This is a genomic window from Paenibacillus vortex V453 (assembly GCF_000193415.1).
Classification (GTDB): domain Bacteria; phylum Bacillota; class Bacilli; order Paenibacillales; family Paenibacillaceae; genus Paenibacillus_AQ; species Paenibacillus_AQ glucanolyticus.
In genome coordinates, this window is record NZ_ADHJ01000013.1 from 169,035 (window position 1) to 183,878 (window position 14,844).

Annotated in this window: 19 protein-coding genes and 1 pseudogene; 15 read left to right on the top strand and 5 right to left on the bottom strand. The window is 48.1% G+C overall.

What is annotated here, in order from left to right; genetic code table 11:
• Positions 1-44 precede the first annotated feature (44 nt).
• The 4 genes from PVOR_RS06875 (at position 45) to PVOR_RS06890 (ending at position 2,366) form a co-directional block, all read left to right on the top strand.
• Entirely contained in the window at positions 45-797 is a 753-nt protein-coding gene (locus tag PVOR_RS06875; protein WP_006208405.1) for a superoxide dismutase family protein, read from the top strand.
• A 234-nt stretch (positions 798-1,031) separates the two neighbouring features.
• Positions 1,032-1,262 carry an AbrB/MazE/SpoVT family DNA-binding domain-containing protein gene (locus PVOR_RS06880; protein WP_006208406.1) on the top strand — a complete coding sequence of 77 codons (231 nt, stop codon included), beginning with the start codon at positions 1,032-1,034 and terminating at the stop codon, positions 1,260-1,262.
• On the top strand, positions 1,256-1,597 hold the full coding sequence (mazF, locus tag PVOR_RS06885; protein ID WP_006208407.1) for an endoribonuclease MazF: 342 nt from the start codon (positions 1,256-1,258) through the stop codon (positions 1,595-1,597). Before PVOR_RS06880 ends, mazF begins: the two co-directional genes overlap by 7 nt.
• Before the next feature lie 253 nt (positions 1,598-1,850).
• Positions 1,851-2,366, top strand: a complete 516-nt coding sequence (locus tag PVOR_RS06890; RefSeq protein ID WP_006208408.1) for a DUF4241 domain-containing protein — start codon at positions 1,851-1,853, stop codon at positions 2,364-2,366.
• A 287-nt stretch (positions 2,367-2,653) separates the two neighbouring features.
• On the opposite strand, the gene PVOR_RS06895 is transcribed toward PVOR_RS06890, so the two are convergent.
• Positions 2,654-3,502 carry a PucR family transcriptional regulator ligand-binding domain-containing protein gene (locus PVOR_RS06895; RefSeq protein WP_006208409.1) on the bottom strand — a complete coding sequence of 283 codons (849 nt, stop codon included), beginning with the start codon at positions 3,500-3,502 and terminating at the stop codon, positions 2,654-2,656.
• Positions 3,503-3,951: 449 nt separating this feature from the next.
• Between PVOR_RS06895 and PVOR_RS06900 the strand changes: the two genes are divergently transcribed.
• The 4 genes from PVOR_RS06900 to PVOR_RS06915 all read left to right on the top strand — a co-directional run bounded on the left by PVOR_RS06900 (position 3,952) and on the right by PVOR_RS06915 (position 7,897).
• Positions 3,952-4,263 carry a hypothetical protein gene (locus PVOR_RS06900; RefSeq protein WP_006208410.1) on the top strand — a complete coding sequence of 104 codons (312 nt, stop codon included), beginning with the start codon at positions 3,952-3,954 and terminating at the stop codon, positions 4,261-4,263.
• Positions 4,264-4,623: 360 nt separating this feature from the next.
• A complete protein-coding gene (locus PVOR_RS06905) occupies positions 4,624-4,851 on the top strand; it encodes a glycine zipper domain-containing protein (RefSeq protein ID WP_006208412.1) in 228 nt (75 codons plus the stop codon).
• Positions 4,852-5,390: 539 nt separating this feature from the next.
• A complete protein-coding gene (locus tag PVOR_RS06910) occupies positions 5,391-6,266 on the top strand; it encodes a radical SAM/SPASM domain-containing protein (protein WP_006208413.1) in 876 nt (291 codons plus the stop codon).
• 158 nt (positions 6,267-6,424) lie between these two features.
• Entirely contained in the window at positions 6,425-7,897 is a 1,473-nt protein-coding gene (locus tag PVOR_RS06915) for a DEAD/DEAH box helicase (RefSeq protein WP_040680304.1), read from the top strand.
• 134 nt (positions 7,898-8,031) lie between these two features.
• Here PVOR_RS06915 and PVOR_RS06920 read toward each other — a convergent pair whose 3' ends face one another.
• Positions 8,032-8,709 carry a methyltransferase domain-containing protein gene (locus tag PVOR_RS06920; protein ID WP_006208415.1) on the bottom strand — a complete coding sequence of 226 codons (678 nt, stop codon included), beginning with the start codon at positions 8,707-8,709 and terminating at the stop codon, positions 8,032-8,034.
• A gap of 371 nt (positions 8,710-9,080) precedes the next feature.
• On the opposite strand from PVOR_RS06920, the gene PVOR_RS06925 reads away from it, so the two are divergent.
• Entirely contained in the window at positions 9,081-9,641 is a 561-nt protein-coding gene (locus PVOR_RS06925; protein ID WP_234972793.1) for an MBL fold metallo-hydrolase, read from the top strand.
• Between the two features lie 25 nt (positions 9,642-9,666).
• Here PVOR_RS06925 and PVOR_RS30570 read toward each other — a convergent pair whose 3' ends face one another.
• Positions 9,667-9,831 (bottom strand): hypothetical protein, encoded by a 165-nt coding sequence (locus PVOR_RS30570; protein ID WP_006208417.1) that lies wholly within the window; start codon positions 9,829-9,831, stop codon positions 9,667-9,669.
• Between the two features lie 190 nt (positions 9,832-10,021).
• On the opposite strand from PVOR_RS30570, the pseudogene PVOR_RS06930 reads away from it, so the two are divergent.
• The 6 genes and pseudogenes from PVOR_RS06930 (at position 10,022) to PVOR_RS06950 (ending at position 13,603) form a co-directional block, all read left to right on the top strand.
• A pseudogene (locus PVOR_RS06930) lies at positions 10,022-10,568 on the top strand (histidine phosphatase family protein).
• 224 nt (positions 10,569-10,792) lie between these two features.
• Complete coding sequence (locus PVOR_RS06935) at positions 10,793-10,981, top strand: hypothetical protein (RefSeq protein ID WP_009593181.1); 189 nt, start codon at positions 10,793-10,795, stop codon at positions 10,979-10,981.
• Positions 10,982-11,209: 228 nt separating this feature from the next.
• The gene (locus tag PVOR_RS06940; protein ID WP_006208420.1) at positions 11,210-11,815 is read left to right on the top strand and encodes a DUF2087 domain-containing protein; all 606 of its coding nucleotides are present in this window, start codon (positions 11,210-11,212) and stop codon (positions 11,813-11,815) included.
• Complete coding sequence (locus PVOR_RS31460) at positions 11,788-12,057, top strand: hypothetical protein (RefSeq protein ID WP_234972794.1); 270 nt, start codon at positions 11,788-11,790, stop codon at positions 12,055-12,057. The genes PVOR_RS06940 and PVOR_RS31460 overlap by 28 nt, the downstream gene beginning before the upstream one ends.
• Positions 12,058-12,083: 26 nt before the next feature.
• Entirely contained in the window at positions 12,084-12,458 is a 375-nt protein-coding gene (locus tag PVOR_RS31465) for a hypothetical protein (RefSeq protein WP_006208422.1), read from the top strand.
• A 569-nt stretch (positions 12,459-13,027) separates the two neighbouring features.
• Entirely contained in the window at positions 13,028-13,603 is a 576-nt protein-coding gene (locus PVOR_RS06950; protein WP_006208423.1) for a YecA family protein, read from the top strand.
• Positions 13,604-13,777: 174 nt separating this feature from the next.
• Here PVOR_RS06950 and PVOR_RS06955 read toward each other — a convergent pair whose 3' ends face one another.
• Entirely contained in the window at positions 13,778-14,245 is a 468-nt protein-coding gene (locus PVOR_RS06955) for a hypothetical protein (RefSeq protein ID WP_234972795.1), read from the bottom strand.
• A 351-nt stretch (positions 14,246-14,596) separates the two neighbouring features.
• Entirely contained in the window at positions 14,597-14,752 is a 156-nt protein-coding gene (locus tag PVOR_RS30970) for a hypothetical protein (protein WP_234972796.1), read from the bottom strand.
• Positions 14,753-14,844 lie beyond the last annotated feature (92 nt).

Here is a 14,844-nt window from a genome sequence, read left to right on the forward strand (position 1 = left end):
GGGATTGGGAGATGAATGAATAACATTATTCAGGAGGCGATGAAGTGAAAAAGAAGACCAACAAGTTAAAATATATGGCTGGCGCATTTGTGGCCGGAGCCCTGCTGTTTACAGGAATTTTGTTCGCTGCTGCGAATCCCGAAGGAACCTTAGATGCGAAAAAACATTCGATGTCTAAAATAAGCCACTATGTTAACGGCAAGGACAACTTCACCGCTGACGGCCCGTTTGCGAAACAAGGAACGGCGGCTTCGGATTCTAAGTTTCCTACCGGCAGCAGCGATGTACCCGCTCGCATGGTTTCGGATCCGGTTAACCAACCGGTGTTCTGGGACCAGGCTTTCAGGGAGGAAACTCTGGGGCATCTTGTAGTCAAGCTGTACAATGCGGCAGGAGAGTCTGTTGGCTCCGCTACCTTGGAGCAGATCAATGACGGGGTAAAGGTGAAGATTACCGCATCTGGCCTCACACCAGGAAAACATGGGTTCCATGTACATGAGAACACGATCAAAGATAGAGATTTCAAATCTGCTGGTGGGCATTTTAATCCGACTGACAAGCATCATGGCCTCAAGCATCCACAAGGAAGCCATGTTGGCGATATGCCGAATCTGGTCGTAGGTGCAGACGGTACCGTGGAAGCGGAGATGATCATCCAGCATGGAACTCTTGGAAAGAACCAGCCGAACTCCGTTTTGGGACGCTCGCTGATCATTCATGCCGGCGAGGATGACGAAGTAACCGATCCATCCGGAAATTCCGGCGACCGGGTGGCCGGGGGGAATATCCCGGAGTAACCCTGCAAGCAACAGGTAACATGTGGTTGTAGCATATGAGAGCCAGTGAAAAACGCATCTCTATAGGGAGGTGCGTTTTTTGTGGTGATTGTGTAGCGGGACGAAGAAGAAGAAAACGAATCCTGCCTTCAGGAGGTAATCAAAGGATCTTGTATAATTTATTAAAGGTCGATAATTTGACTTCATTCCGAATAATGTTTATACTTTGTATAAACATTTGTGTGAGGTGGTAGCATGTCGCAAGTTCAAAAATGGGGAAACAGTTTAGGCATTCGCATCCCAAAGGCACTGGCCATGGAGATAGGACTTGAGGAGGGATCAGAAATCGATCTTGACGTTGAAGATGGTCATCTCGTCATCAAACCACGGACCAACACACTGGAAGATCTACTTTCGAAAATAACGCCTGATAATATCCATTCCGAGGTTCAAACGGGTGAGCCGCAAGGACGGGAGTCATGGTAAAAGAACAATACATTCCTGATCGTGGCGACTTGGTATGGATTCAGTTTAATCCTCAATCTGGTCATGAGCAATCGGGGAAACGGCCAGCTCTTGTACTCTCACCTGTAACGTATAACGGTAAGGTCGGTTTAGCCTTATTTTGTCCGGTTACTTCCAAGGCTAAAGGCTACCCCTTTGAGGTTGTTATTCCTCAGGATTTACCGATAGAAGGGGTTATTCTTTCTGATCAAATCAAGAGTCTCGATTGGCAATCTCGCCAAGCCAAGTTTATTTGCAGAGTTCCTAAGGAGACCTTGAATGAGGTTTTGTCTAAGGTAGATTTATTGATTCATTAATTGAAAATTATTGTATACAAACCGCTCCTTCGTTTCGGTTATATTGGAGCGGTTTTTCTATAATCGAAATCAAGATATACATCGAGTCGAACATCCTGAGCCAGGCGGAGCACACGAAGGAAGTCATCCTTGCGGAAGCTTTGCAATAAGATTCGAGAGGCATGTCAAATTAGAGGCAGGAACCCCATTTAAACTCTCCGCATCATACGTGCTAAAATAAAACCATCATACGGAGTTATTGGAGGTATCTTCATTGATCATTCAACTGGGCGATTTTGAAGTGAATTCCGGGCAATTGGTTGTGGCCGATCCTTGTTATGAATTGGATACGAACATTATTATTATGGGCGTGTTGGAAGGCGTATTGAATGGAACGTGGGTAGGGGAAGTGGAGAAGGTGGAGATCCCGGATTGGGGCGAAGCCAACGCCAAGCTAACGGCTTACCATCACTCGGCAGTTGAACAGGGGGCATTCCTGGAGTGGATCAAGTGTCCATTTGTAGCTGGGGTGGATAGCGGGCAGGCGGGTATTTTTGATATTCAAAAGTACCGAATTCCTGACGCGGATTCGACCTCGGGCAGCTCGGATACGGATACGGAATGGTATTATGCCTGCTGCGACATCACCGAGAGCGGAGAAGAAGCGGGTGTCCTGGATGGGGGCGTCGTATCTCGTACCGACATGGGCGATGGTGCATATGGTGTGTATAAGGCCGTGAATGGGCAGGAGCAGGTGGTTGGCGTAAAAATTGTGTTTATTAAGAGCTAGTTGAGGGTCAGTGAAACGAAATATGAGCAAGCGCGAACAGCCATGGAAGGTATCCCTTTATGGCTGTTTTTATTAGGACAACACTAAAATACCAACTAAGGCTGTCACTAAGCTAGAGATAAAAAATGCATATCGGGGCTTCTGTACCATATTGGAGCATGAAAGGCCCGATTCTTCCAAAATGCATACTCCAACGCCTTTTGATATGAAGGACTCTGGAACCTTTTCCGTATCCTGGAAGACGGATACAATAAGGTCCAATGAAACGTTGGAGAGGATGCAAATGCCTAAAATACTTGTCCCGCCCGAGGTACTGATTCGGGTGTCGGGTGCTCTAACGCCAAATTATCGACTTCGGTCAGCTTGCGAACGGTTTGGAAGATGACGATGTATCCGTACACATGGCTGGACACCGAGATCGGCATGATGCGGCATTTGAAGGTTTGATGCTTGTGATCGTAGTCGCGCTGGATCGATTTCTTGATTTCGCTTACGTATGTCGGGATCGCCTCGGTAAACTCGGACGGGAAGATGGGCCTGTTCTTCTGGATCGACAAGAACTCATGCAGCGGCGTCTTATTATCCGGATGATCTGTATAGCAGAGCAAATTCCAACCCTGATCAAGAATCAGGATCGGATTATGGACGATGTCGGCTAGCTCCGCCGAAATTTGTTCGATACCGCCCCCTTCCAGCGGAATTTTGAACAGCGTATTATGCAGGTCGAGCGATCTGCGATTCAGCGCGTCATAATCGGCATTGGTCTTCTCATTAATGATCGCGATCACCTTGGACAGCGTGTATTCAAAAGGGAGCTCCAGCAGCGGAAGCCCATACTTGTTCGCCAGATCGATCATGTTTTGCGGAATACGGTCAAAATAACGTTTCATTGTGATGCACAGGCCCGCGCAGTTGTTCTCGGCCAATTCATGAATGACCCGATTCTGCAGCTCCTCGCTATCTTTAAAAATATATCCGGTGGATAAGAGCAGCTCATTCGAAGCCAGCCAATCGAATACATCCGGATTTTCAATAATATTCACAATGGATATTTGGTGATCAATTCCTGCCGAACCTGCAACGAGTTTAATGCCTTCGATCGCTTTGATCTGAAGGATGTCCCTGATGGTAAGCATTCTTAACACACACCTTTGTTTTTGTTCTCATTGTGCAATGTGCACAGTGAATATGCGATGTTTTTAGTTTCGCTGTACAATGACCGGAGTGTAGCCCTGGATTACAATAAGGGTGTCAGGAGCGGTTCGTAACTTCAACTGTGATATAATTCACAAAATATCCTTTTGGCAGTGGAAAGTCATTCACCTGTTATATGTTCGACGTTTATATATTGGCTAATTTTGAATTCAGTATAGCTCTAAGGTCATTTATCCACAACTAAGGCATGGCCGATCCAAGGTGAATGAAACATTCAAAGGGATAGCCTGACAAAAGACAGCACTTGTCCATTTGTAAGCTAAGGAGGCGATATGACGGGAAGCTGCGGAAGAAAACCAGTACTGAAGCCGTTTGTGTTGTAAGCGCAGCCATCTCTTGCGATGCGGGATTCCTTCAACAAATAAGAAGCTTGAAATTTTATGGGACGGTACACACCATCTTTGATCGAACGGTGAACCTGAAGTGTCCGAACGGTGAATTATATACGATTGCCACTGACAGCGTGGACAATGCTCCGAATACACTGATCACGGACATCGACAGCTTTTCGAAAAAGGGGCTGGCGATTGGAGATCAGGTCTATGCGGAGGGAGAGCGGTTATACGTAGGGAAGAATGCAGCTGTTATGCTTCTGCAAGTCCATGTATGGCGGAGCAAGCTCCCATCCTATTCGGAAGAAGAAGAAATCTTAAGAAACCATGTAGCTGCAGCCCAGTTATGAATTGAAGCTCATGGCAAGGCCGGCGGGATGAAGGCAGAGACCGCAAATCCTTTGGATCAGGAAATGGATAGATTGCTGAGAGAGCGCTCTGCGGGGCTTCTTGAAGCGTTATCCAAAGGCGAAGTCAGTCTTGCATTCATTTCGTAATTGCATGTTCATTGTAGCAGTCTTGGTACCGTTTACATAATCCCATAATCCGCAAACATCGTCTAAAATACGCAACCTATTTTGGAGTGGACAAAGATCTGAGCAGGTTATACTTTTAAGAATTCTTTCAGATCCGTTAGGGCAAGATATGGTTTGGAACAACGTCTGGCAAGATGGAGCTGTTCCTATCACAATGTCGAAGGAGTGAGATGGATGGCTAATAAAAATGATCGTAATCAAAAGGTTGATTCTGACCGCGACACGACCAACATGGATATTGACGCTGGAGAAGCCTTAGGAACTGCAGGCGGTGGCGTCGTAGGTGCTGCCGTTGGTTCCATATTGGGTCCAATCGGCACGATTGCAGGTGGTATCGCAGGCGCAGCATTGGGTAACAAAGCTGGCGATGCTGCAGAGAATGACGACAACGATTCAAAATAAGCTGCGTTAGTACAACCATCTGCGCGAGTAAAAATAAGCCCGGGGATTCCCGTGCCTTCGATTATTTGTAGCTGCATGTTTAAAAGAACCGCGCTTCCGCGCGGTTCTTTTATAGGAGGGACCGTATGAAGAAAGATATGCGCTGCTATCATTGTTTTTAGTATTTTACTTAGCGGTTGTAGAATGCAACAGCGATACCTACTAATACGGAACAGAAAACCGGGACAGAGGTTCCTGAACGAGAAAATGATGTACCACAATTCACACCGCTTGATGAAAGTAACTATGAAGGCGCTCAAAAGGGGTCGATAATAGTAACCGTCAAATCACTTGAAGATAAAATGCTACTTGAAGAACGTAAGTTTTGGTATTATATTGCCTTGAATGAAGAAGAAGGAAAATGGAAGACAGAATGGCATCTGATAGCATCTGTAGTTGTAGCTGTATAGGCCCGCCTATGGTACGATATGAGGGATTGGCAAGCGAGTAAGCTAGCAAATCACCATGCAATCATAGACAACTGGATTGGGGATAACATCTTGAAGACGTTTAAGAAAGTTTACATAGAGATTACGAGTATTTGCAACTTGGCTTGCACGTTTTGTCCGCCGACGGAGCGCAAGGCCAACTTCATCAAGGTAGAGGATTTTGCGAGAAGATTGGACGAGATCAAGCCGCACACCCGTTATATTTATCTGCACGTGAAGGGGGAGCCGCTGCTCCATCCGAAGATCGACGAACTGCTGGATATCAGCCATGAAAAAGGATTCAAGGTCAACATCACGACCAACGGCACGTTGATCGCGAAGAACCGGCATAAGCTGCTGGGCAAGCCAGCGCTGAGACAGATGAATTTCTCCCTCCACAGCTTTGATGGACACGAAGGTTCAACGAACCGCGAGGGATACTTACGGGAGATTCTATCCTTTGTCCGTGCCGCAGAGGAGTTTAAGGTCATCTTTTCATTCCGTTTATGGAACCTGACTCAGGACAACGCAACCAATCTGGAGGAGAGCCGAAATCGCCAGACGCTCGAAATATTGGAGCAGGAATTTAATCTGGACTACCGAATCGAGGAGAGGGTTGAACCCGGCGGGGGCGTGAGGGTGGCGGATCACGTCTATCTGAACCAGGATTACGAGTTCCAGTGGCCAAGCCTGACAGCGCCGGAGGATGAAGGAAAAGGCTTCTGTCATGCGCTTCGCAGCCAGGCGGCCATTCTTGTGGACGGCACGGTTGTGCCATGCTGTCTGGATGGGGAAGGTGTCATCAACCTGGGGAATATTCATCAGAAATCCTTCTCGGACATCGTGGACGGGGAGCGGGCGAATAATCTCGTGGATGGCTTTTCGCGGCGGGAAGCCGTTGAGGAATTATGCAGAAAATGCGGGTATCGGCAGCGGTTTGGAGCTTAAACCAGAGAAGCGGAGAAAAATTCCGCTTCTTTTTTTGTACCAATCTGTGGTATCGTTATGTGTTATGACGTAAAGGAACGGCTTGTGGAGACTCTAAGAAGAGATGCCCCATGTTACGTGATGCGAAAAATATAGCTATTCACCATAAAGGAGATTCCATGACATTTCAAGATTTAAATATATCCCCTGTAATTCTTAAGGCTTTAGCGAAGGAGAATTACAAGGAGCCAACGCCGATCCAGGCTCAGGCGATCCCGGCTGTGCTGGCCGGCAGAGACTTGCTGGGCTGTGCCCAGACCGGAACAGGGAAAACAGCCGCTTTTTCGGTACCCATGATCCAGTTATTGAACGAACAACCCCCTAAACCGGGCATGGCGCGACGCATTCGTGCATTGGTATTGTCGCCGACCCGGGAGCTTGCCCTGCAAATTTCGGATAACGTCAAGGCCTACAGCCAGTTCACGAAATTGCGTTCTACCGCTATTGTTGGCGGCGTTTCGCAGAAGACACAGGAACGGGCGCTCCAGCAAGGTGCGGACATCCTGATTGCGACCCCGGGCCGACTGCTGGATCTCATGAATCAGAAGCGTATCGATCTGCAGCATGTGGAGATTCTGGTGCTGGATGAGGCTGACCGTATGCTGGATATGGGTTTTATCCATGACGTGAAACGTATTATCTCCAAAATGCCGAGCAAAAAGCAAACGCTCTTCTTCTCGGCCACGATGCCTGCGGAGATCACCCAGCTTGTAAAAACATTGCTGCAGAATCCCGTAAAAGTTGAGATCACACCGGTATCTTCTACGGCTGAACGAATCAAGCAATCGGTGTATCTGCTGGAAACCGGGAATAAACAGAAGCAATTGAATGAGCTGATGAAGGATCCATCCATCGTGTCCGCATTGGTCTTTACTCGTACGAAGCGCGGCGCTGACCGAGTTGTGCGCGATCTGACCAAGGTGAATATTACGGCACAAGCCATTCACGGCAACAAATCCCAGGTCAGCCGCCAGACGGCATTGAAGAATTTCAAGAGCGGGGAGACCCGGGTGCTGGTGGCGACGGATATCGCCGCCAGAGGCATCGACATTGACGAATTGTCGCATGTCATTAACTTTAATCTTCCTAATATCCCGGAAACGTACGTTCACCGGATTGGCCGCACAGGGCGTGCGGGCCTTAGCGGGACGGCGATTTCGTTCTGCGAAGTGGACGAGATTCCTTTTCTCCGCGATATTGAAAAACTCATCGGAAAGTCCATTCCCGAGGTTAAAGATCATGACTTTCCGATGTCGAGTTCATTAAGATCCGCCAAGGTGGACCGTTCCCCGAAATCGGGCTCGGCAAGACCGGGCAATGCCAAGTCGGCGGCGGCCAGACCTGCTAAGCCCAAGGGTGATGCAGCCCGCAAACCGAAGGCCGACACGGCACGCAAGCCGAAGCCGGACGCAGTGCGCCATTCGAGCACGGATACCGCGCGTAAACCCAAGGTGGACGCAGTTAGTAATCCGTATTCAGAGATGGCACGTAAGCTAAAGGCGGAAGTAACGAATAAGCCCAAGGATGGCCAAGCCCGTAAACGCAGGTCTGAAGGATTCAATAAAGGCAGCAAGGCAGGCAGAACCTCGTAAGAGGAGTTGACGATTAACGGATGAGTTTATGCAGGCGTTCCCGCTATTCCACAATCATCCTAAACAGAAGAACAAGAAGCACCCGTTCCCTTCATTGAAGTGGACGGGTGCTTTTTTATTCGAAATGGTATGTATTACGCATTCTTTCTTCCCACAAGAAACAGGAACAACGGAATTCTGAGCCTGCGCTCATAGGTTTCGTCGTTCGTAAAATGCTCTCGCACCGGCTTGGACTCCCGAAGCTGTTCGACGATAAAGCCGGCTTTCTGCATCGCTCGGAAGTAAGCCTCGACGGTACGATGGTATTTATGAACGGTGCCGCCGAGCCATTGTTGTTCGCGGTAGCCCTCGTTAAAGTAATGGTCCACCACCCAGTTGGTTCTTGTGCCCGATGGCTGAAGCGTGGAGGTGATGACGGGATGCTCGACGGAGAAGATCAACCGGCCGCTTGGCTTCAAGGTCTGATGAATGCAGCGGAAGACATGCTCAATATCCTGAAGGTAATGAATGGCAAGTCTGGACAGCACCAGATCGTAGGCATCTGGCGGGTACGTATAATCCTCTATCATCGTGTGTACTACGGTACCATTGCTGTAAGCTGCAAGTGAACTGGAGGCGGCTTCGACCATATTGCGGGAACCCTCGATGCCGACATAAGTGGAACAGCCCTTATCCAGCAGTTCGGCGCCATATCCGGCATCTCCGCACCCGAGGTCCAAAATATGCTGATCGGAGATATCCCCGAGCAGCTGCGAGATGACGGGCTTCTCTAACGTATCGTTGGCGTTCTCCTGCCATTGCCTCCGCAACATGTACTTCTCGAAGTTACTTTCGTTATCGTAAAACTACTGATCCGCGATAGCTCATAAGTACCTCCTTCAAAATATCTTCCTGGATCTACCATGGTGTATGGTAACATATCGGAGGGTGGTATAAACCATATTCCGGAAAAAAAGTTAAGAGCGAAGCGACTAACAAGTTAGAGTAAACACGCGCATTCCATGTTGACTTTAGACTAACACGCGTCATAGAATCTGATAAGAACACAATTACGAGTAAGCTTCATGATCGAAAAAATGACAGATAGCGAGAGTGAATGATGAAAATTCAAAAGATAAAGAATAGAAGCGTTTTGTTTACCAACCATATCCCCTCGGGATGGGATTTAAATGTCCAGCTTATTATGGGAGACCGGAATAATTACATCATTGATACGGGTCTGGGATCTTTGAACATCGAACCAGTTAAAGAATACATAAAGCACGACCACAAGCCCATCATTGTGATCAATACACATCATCATTGGGATCATATATGGGGGAATGGTTCGTTCCGGGACTGCACCATCGTATCTCACAAGCTATGCAGGGACATGATGGATTCCGGCTGGGAAGACATGATCCAGAAAAACAAGAGATTCATTGAGGGTGAAGCAGAATTGGTCCTTCCCAATCTGACATTCGATAACGAATTATATTTCCCTGAGGACCATATACGAATCATGTATACGCCAGGACATACTGTGGATTCCATAAGTGTACTGGATGAAGCGGACAGGGTGATCCATGTTGGCGATAATGTCGGAGACTCCATGGATGAAATCATTCCAAGCCTATACGTAGACAAGGAAATTTATATTCGGACACTGCTGAACTATAAAGAAATGGATTTTGACACTTGTATATCGGGTCATAATACCGTTTTGGATCAGCAGATCATAGAACAGATATTGAGCAAGCTTTAGGAAAACCGGGCAGCTCTGCAGTGCACTAGTAAATAACCGAGTGAGAAAAAGGGGGGAATCCCTCGTTATCACTCGGTTTTCTAGTATCCGTCAATGCGTTTGGATTTTGATTGTCGGTTGCCTCACCGCGTCCGGGTATGAAGATCACGCGGATAAAGCTGTTCGGAAGCAGGCGGATGAAGCTTGGCATCGAATGATTCCTCCTATCGGAAACTTGGGTTGGGCCGATTGTGAGATAAACCGAATTTATTGCCCGCCTTTTTTAACCGTAGAGAGTTCGCCTTATGTTGGATGATGGTGACCTCAATCTGACCGGTCATGCAGCCATGAGCCTTATCAAGGGTTCACAAGGATTAATGGGTTAAGGAGGTGCCAATTCCATGAAAAAATTATACGTCGTGCGGCATTGCCAAGCGGAGGGACAAGCTGCGGATGCTCCGTTAACTAGGGGAGGGGGTCCGGCAATCGCATGCGCTTGCGGAATTTCTGTCCGACAAAGGGATAGACCATATGGTTTCGAGCACTTATCGCAGAGCCTATGACACCATATCGCCTTTGGCGGATCGCATGGGCATACAGATTAAACGGGACGAGAGGCTAATGGAGAGAGTTCTATCGGGCAAGAACGTTCCTGCATGGCGCGAGATGCTGCGCAGAACCTATGATGATATGGACCTGTGTTATGAGGGCGGAGAATCCAGCAACAGGGCGATGAATCGTGCGGTTCGTGTAGTGGAGGAGATATTGCAGAGTCCCAGCCAAAATGCCGTCATCGTGTCACATGGCAATCTGATCTCGCTCCTGTTGAAGTATTACGATAACCGAATCGGTTTCCGAGAGTGGGAGGCTCTGTCCAACCCTGACGTGTACCAGCTTAGCTTCCAACAATCAGATGTTCCGGATATACACCGAATATGGAGCCCTTAACGGCAGGCACGAAGCCATGTATGTAAAAAAGAATTCATAAGCATTTATTCCCTATATTTGGCGGCACGCCTTCCTCTATAATGGAATTGCACAGGTATAGCAGCGCGTGAATCCTAAAGATCAGACTTCATATAACAAAGGTGAAGCGCATTGTGGACGAGCTGTATATGTGTATGGGTTCGCAAGATCATTAGAGAGATTATGAAATAAAGGGGATATGAATCATGGCCAAAACCAAACGGGGCCGCGCACTATGGAACATGCCATCACGCGGTCGCGGCACATGCCCGGTATGCAGCACTTCGCGCATTAAGCTGCTCTACGTTGCCAACAAGTCTGACGGCACGGCGCTTAAGGTATGCAAGAGATGTCAAAATGCCGATCAGAGCAGAGTAGACGCGGCGGTTGTGTAAGCTGGGACGCAGCGATTAGCCGCAGTGTGCAAATCAGGCCGAGCGCCGAGTAACAACCAGAGTCATTAGAGACCCGTTCCTTCGATAGAAGGGCGGGTTTCTTAGTTTTGCTATTGAAGCCTATTTATCATGGATAGGTTTACATTTTATTCCTCATGGTTTAACATCTAATTTAACGATTGATAAATTAGATGGTTGTTAAATTATTTAGGGAGCTGAGGATTGGCTATGCAATTGGACAAAGTGGTCAGTTATCATAAAGCGCTGGCGGACCCGACCCGAATCAAGATGCTCATCCTGCTTGCCGAAGGGGAGTTGAACGGACAGCTTCTGGCTGAGAAGATTGGCGTCACACCGGCGACGATCACCCATCATGCTGCCAAGCTGCGGGAAGCGAGTCTCATTAATGAGCGCAGGGACAAGAACACGATCTTTTTTTCGCTGAATGATTATTTTATTAGAAATACCGCGACGGCGACGGAAAACCTGATCTATCAAAGAGTACGTTCAACTGGCGGCTCGGAGCGCGTGTTGGATGAGGATCAACGGATGAAGGATTCCGTTATGAAGAGCTTTTTCACTTCCGATGGGAAATTGAAGAGTATTCCTGCCCAGCTGAAGAAGAAACTCATCGTGCTCACGCATATGGTATCTCAGCTTGAAAAGGAACGAAAGTACAGCGAGAAGGAGATCAATGAGTTCATTAAGGGCTATCATGAGGATTTTGCGACCCTTCGCCGAGAGTTCATCATGCACCATTTCATGTTCAGGAATGACGGGGTGTATGTGCTGAATCCGCAAGAAATGTGGGCAAGGTGGAAGGATTTATCGTGACCACGGTTGGCATATTGGGAGTGACCCATGACGAGGGGCTGAGGCAGAAGTACAACTTGACCCTGGATGTCATTAAGGAGCTCATTCTTGAGTTCGAACCGGATGTTATTTGTGGAGAGGTCCTTCCGAGCAGTTGGAAGCAGTACCAGCAGGACAGATCCCATCGTGGATACTGGGGTGAGCCAGCCAGCCAGCGAGTATTGGGATTTGATCTTTCCGTTATGCGAAGAGAAGAAATATGAGTTCGTGCCGATGGATTGGGTAGAGCTTGCTTGATGTGTGGAACGATTTTGACCCTTTTCACAGTTACGGCGAGCTGCAAAAGCAGCAGTTAAATGCCGAGCTGGATGAGTGGTTTGAGCGGCAGCTGTCGACTTGGGCATCGGGTCCGATTCCTCTAAATTCAGCAGCGTACGATCGGGTTACGAAGGAGAAGTATGAATGGCTGGAGCGAATCAATCCGCAGGCCCATCTACTCAGGTGGGTATGCAGGCATCTGATCATGAATCAGCGAATCAAGAATGCTATTGGGCAGCATGCGGGAAAACGGCTATTATGTATTGTAGGCGCAGACCATAATCATGCGCTGTATGAAGGGCTGGCCCCGGTAAAGGATATCCAGCTGGTATATCCGCTGAGGTAAGGCGCGGCCAGTGCAAGTCCCTTAGGGGGTCTTGCAGGCTCCAAAGGCGCGCTCGCGGCTCGCGCAAGTCCCATAAAGGGACTTGCAGCTCCGAAAAGAGGCGCTCGAGCCGGCAAAAACAACAAGAGTCAAGGAGCTGTTTATCGCTTGGGGACAACTTCATAGAGAAAGGAATCGAGCTAGGCTGCGCAAGTGACGACTCGGCGTCAGGGGATATTGGGATCGCTGTCTGTGACCATTGGGCCGGGCCAAATGTGCCATATGATGCGGATCTATGGAAACTTTACCAAAAATGGTACAAGTCTATTATAGGTTCTAACAAATTTGTTACATCCTACTTGCGCTATGACGATATTATAGAATAATATGAAAGAGCGCGGCTTTCATAGTGGAAAACTCGCGCTTTTTTTGCTATCTAACTTGCCTGAGTACCTCCTTATCGGAAGCCCCCCTATAAGAGAGTGTGATGACGAGTAAGGCCGGCATGCCTTAAGTTCGACAGGCTTGAGATGCGCATTTTTATATTTTCCATGTATAATAGAAGAAATCATTCAAATAGGAGCTAGGAAATGAAAAAGCTAGGAAGAAACGATCTATGTCACTGCGGAAGCGGCAAAAAGTACAAAAGATGTTGTCTTGAAAGAGATGAACGCACGGTTTACGGTAAAGTCATCCAGTTCCCTGGTGCGAAAGCAGCAGAGCCTAAGCTACAGGTCGATCAATTGCAACAGATGATTAACGACAAGCTGGGGTGGATGGATTGGAACGACGATGAGCATCGCGAGCTTGCAGAGTCCGTGTTTCCTCAGATTTGCAAGGATTACGAATTGCAGGATGAGCAGCAGCTGTTTCAAGTGTTCAGTCTCTTGATGGTCTGGAACAGCTTCTCCAGAGAAGCCAATCCGAAGTACCGCAAACAGGGCGGATATGCAAGTGCGTTAGAATATATAGTAACCTCATCGCTGAACATTTCAACGACGAAGGCTGATATTGCGAAGAAGCACGAGGTTTCCGTCGCCACGTTGACGCGCAACAGCGGTCAGATTCAAGACTTTATGGATGGAGTAGCGGCATCCGGTGACGACGCGAACGTCGACGATGAAGAATCCGATGGGGAAGACAAGGACTTGTCCTTGGGACGCTAGAATTCGCTTAAAATGAAATCGAATTGAATGCGGATTCCTCGCATTCCGGTATATAGCTGTGGTCGCTCCAATGGGAGCGGCCACTTTGCGTTGAATAAGCCAAGCTGATCACATGAAGGCACTGGATATTACAATCTGATCACCTATGGTGGATTCGAGTGATCAGCACAACCTTTACCCCCTTCGTGCCCCTGTCAGCATCCAGCCCAGGGCAAGGCCATACGCCAGATGCCCGGTCAGCCAGAACGCCAGGGCGGCGAGGTCGGACAACGCCGGTGTGCGAACGGACAACGCCGTGGTGGGGAACAGAAGAAGTCCAACGGCAAGACAGACCAGGATAACAAAAGACATGCTGCGTTTACGAGACCATGCTTTTTGCTGCAGGAAGAGGGTTAGAGCCATGCTCAGCAGGACGGAGATTAGAAGGTGCAGCATAAACTCGGTGAGTTCGGATAGCTGCAGTTCCTTCAGGACAGGCACGTAATCAACGTTCAGGAGCAGCGTGTAGACTTTGTATGAGGTGAAATGCTCTACCATATTCAAGATCAGTCCAAGGATGATACCGGCGGCAATGCCTGCCCAGACCGATTGGGTAAACCTGTACTTACGCCACATGAGCGACATTCCCCCTTTAGTTGCCATTGTATAACACTCGTCTATTGGAGTGAAACGAATCTTCACTGTAGATAAGAGCGAAGCCGACTACGCGGGGAAGGGCAATGAACATAATCAGATAACCTAATATACTAGCCTGGTCGCCAACACCACTATCTCACGAGTAACCCTGGTTCGTGCCGCTGTCCTCGACATATTATCGGACTCTAGATCCGCTATTTGCCTCAATTATGCCCGTTTTTTGAATTTGGCGGACTCAGGATCCCTTATTACATCATAAAACAACCAAATTGCTGACTCATATCACAAATAACGCATCTCATGTCCGTTAATCTCAAAAGTAACACTTTTATAGCAAAATAACGTATCCTCTGTCCGTTAGCGCAAGAGTAGCATGCCCATGCCCACCACCGCCATCAAACCACCATCAAACAACCACCATAACCATAACCATAACCATAACCATAACCATAACCATAACCATAACCATGAATAACCATAACCATAACCATAACCATGAATAACCACCATCACACTACCACCATTACAGCGCAGCAGGATTTCTTCAGATGATCCACGGCGTTATGGACGTGAAGCCATCCGGAATGGGCGTGAGCTCTGCTGCA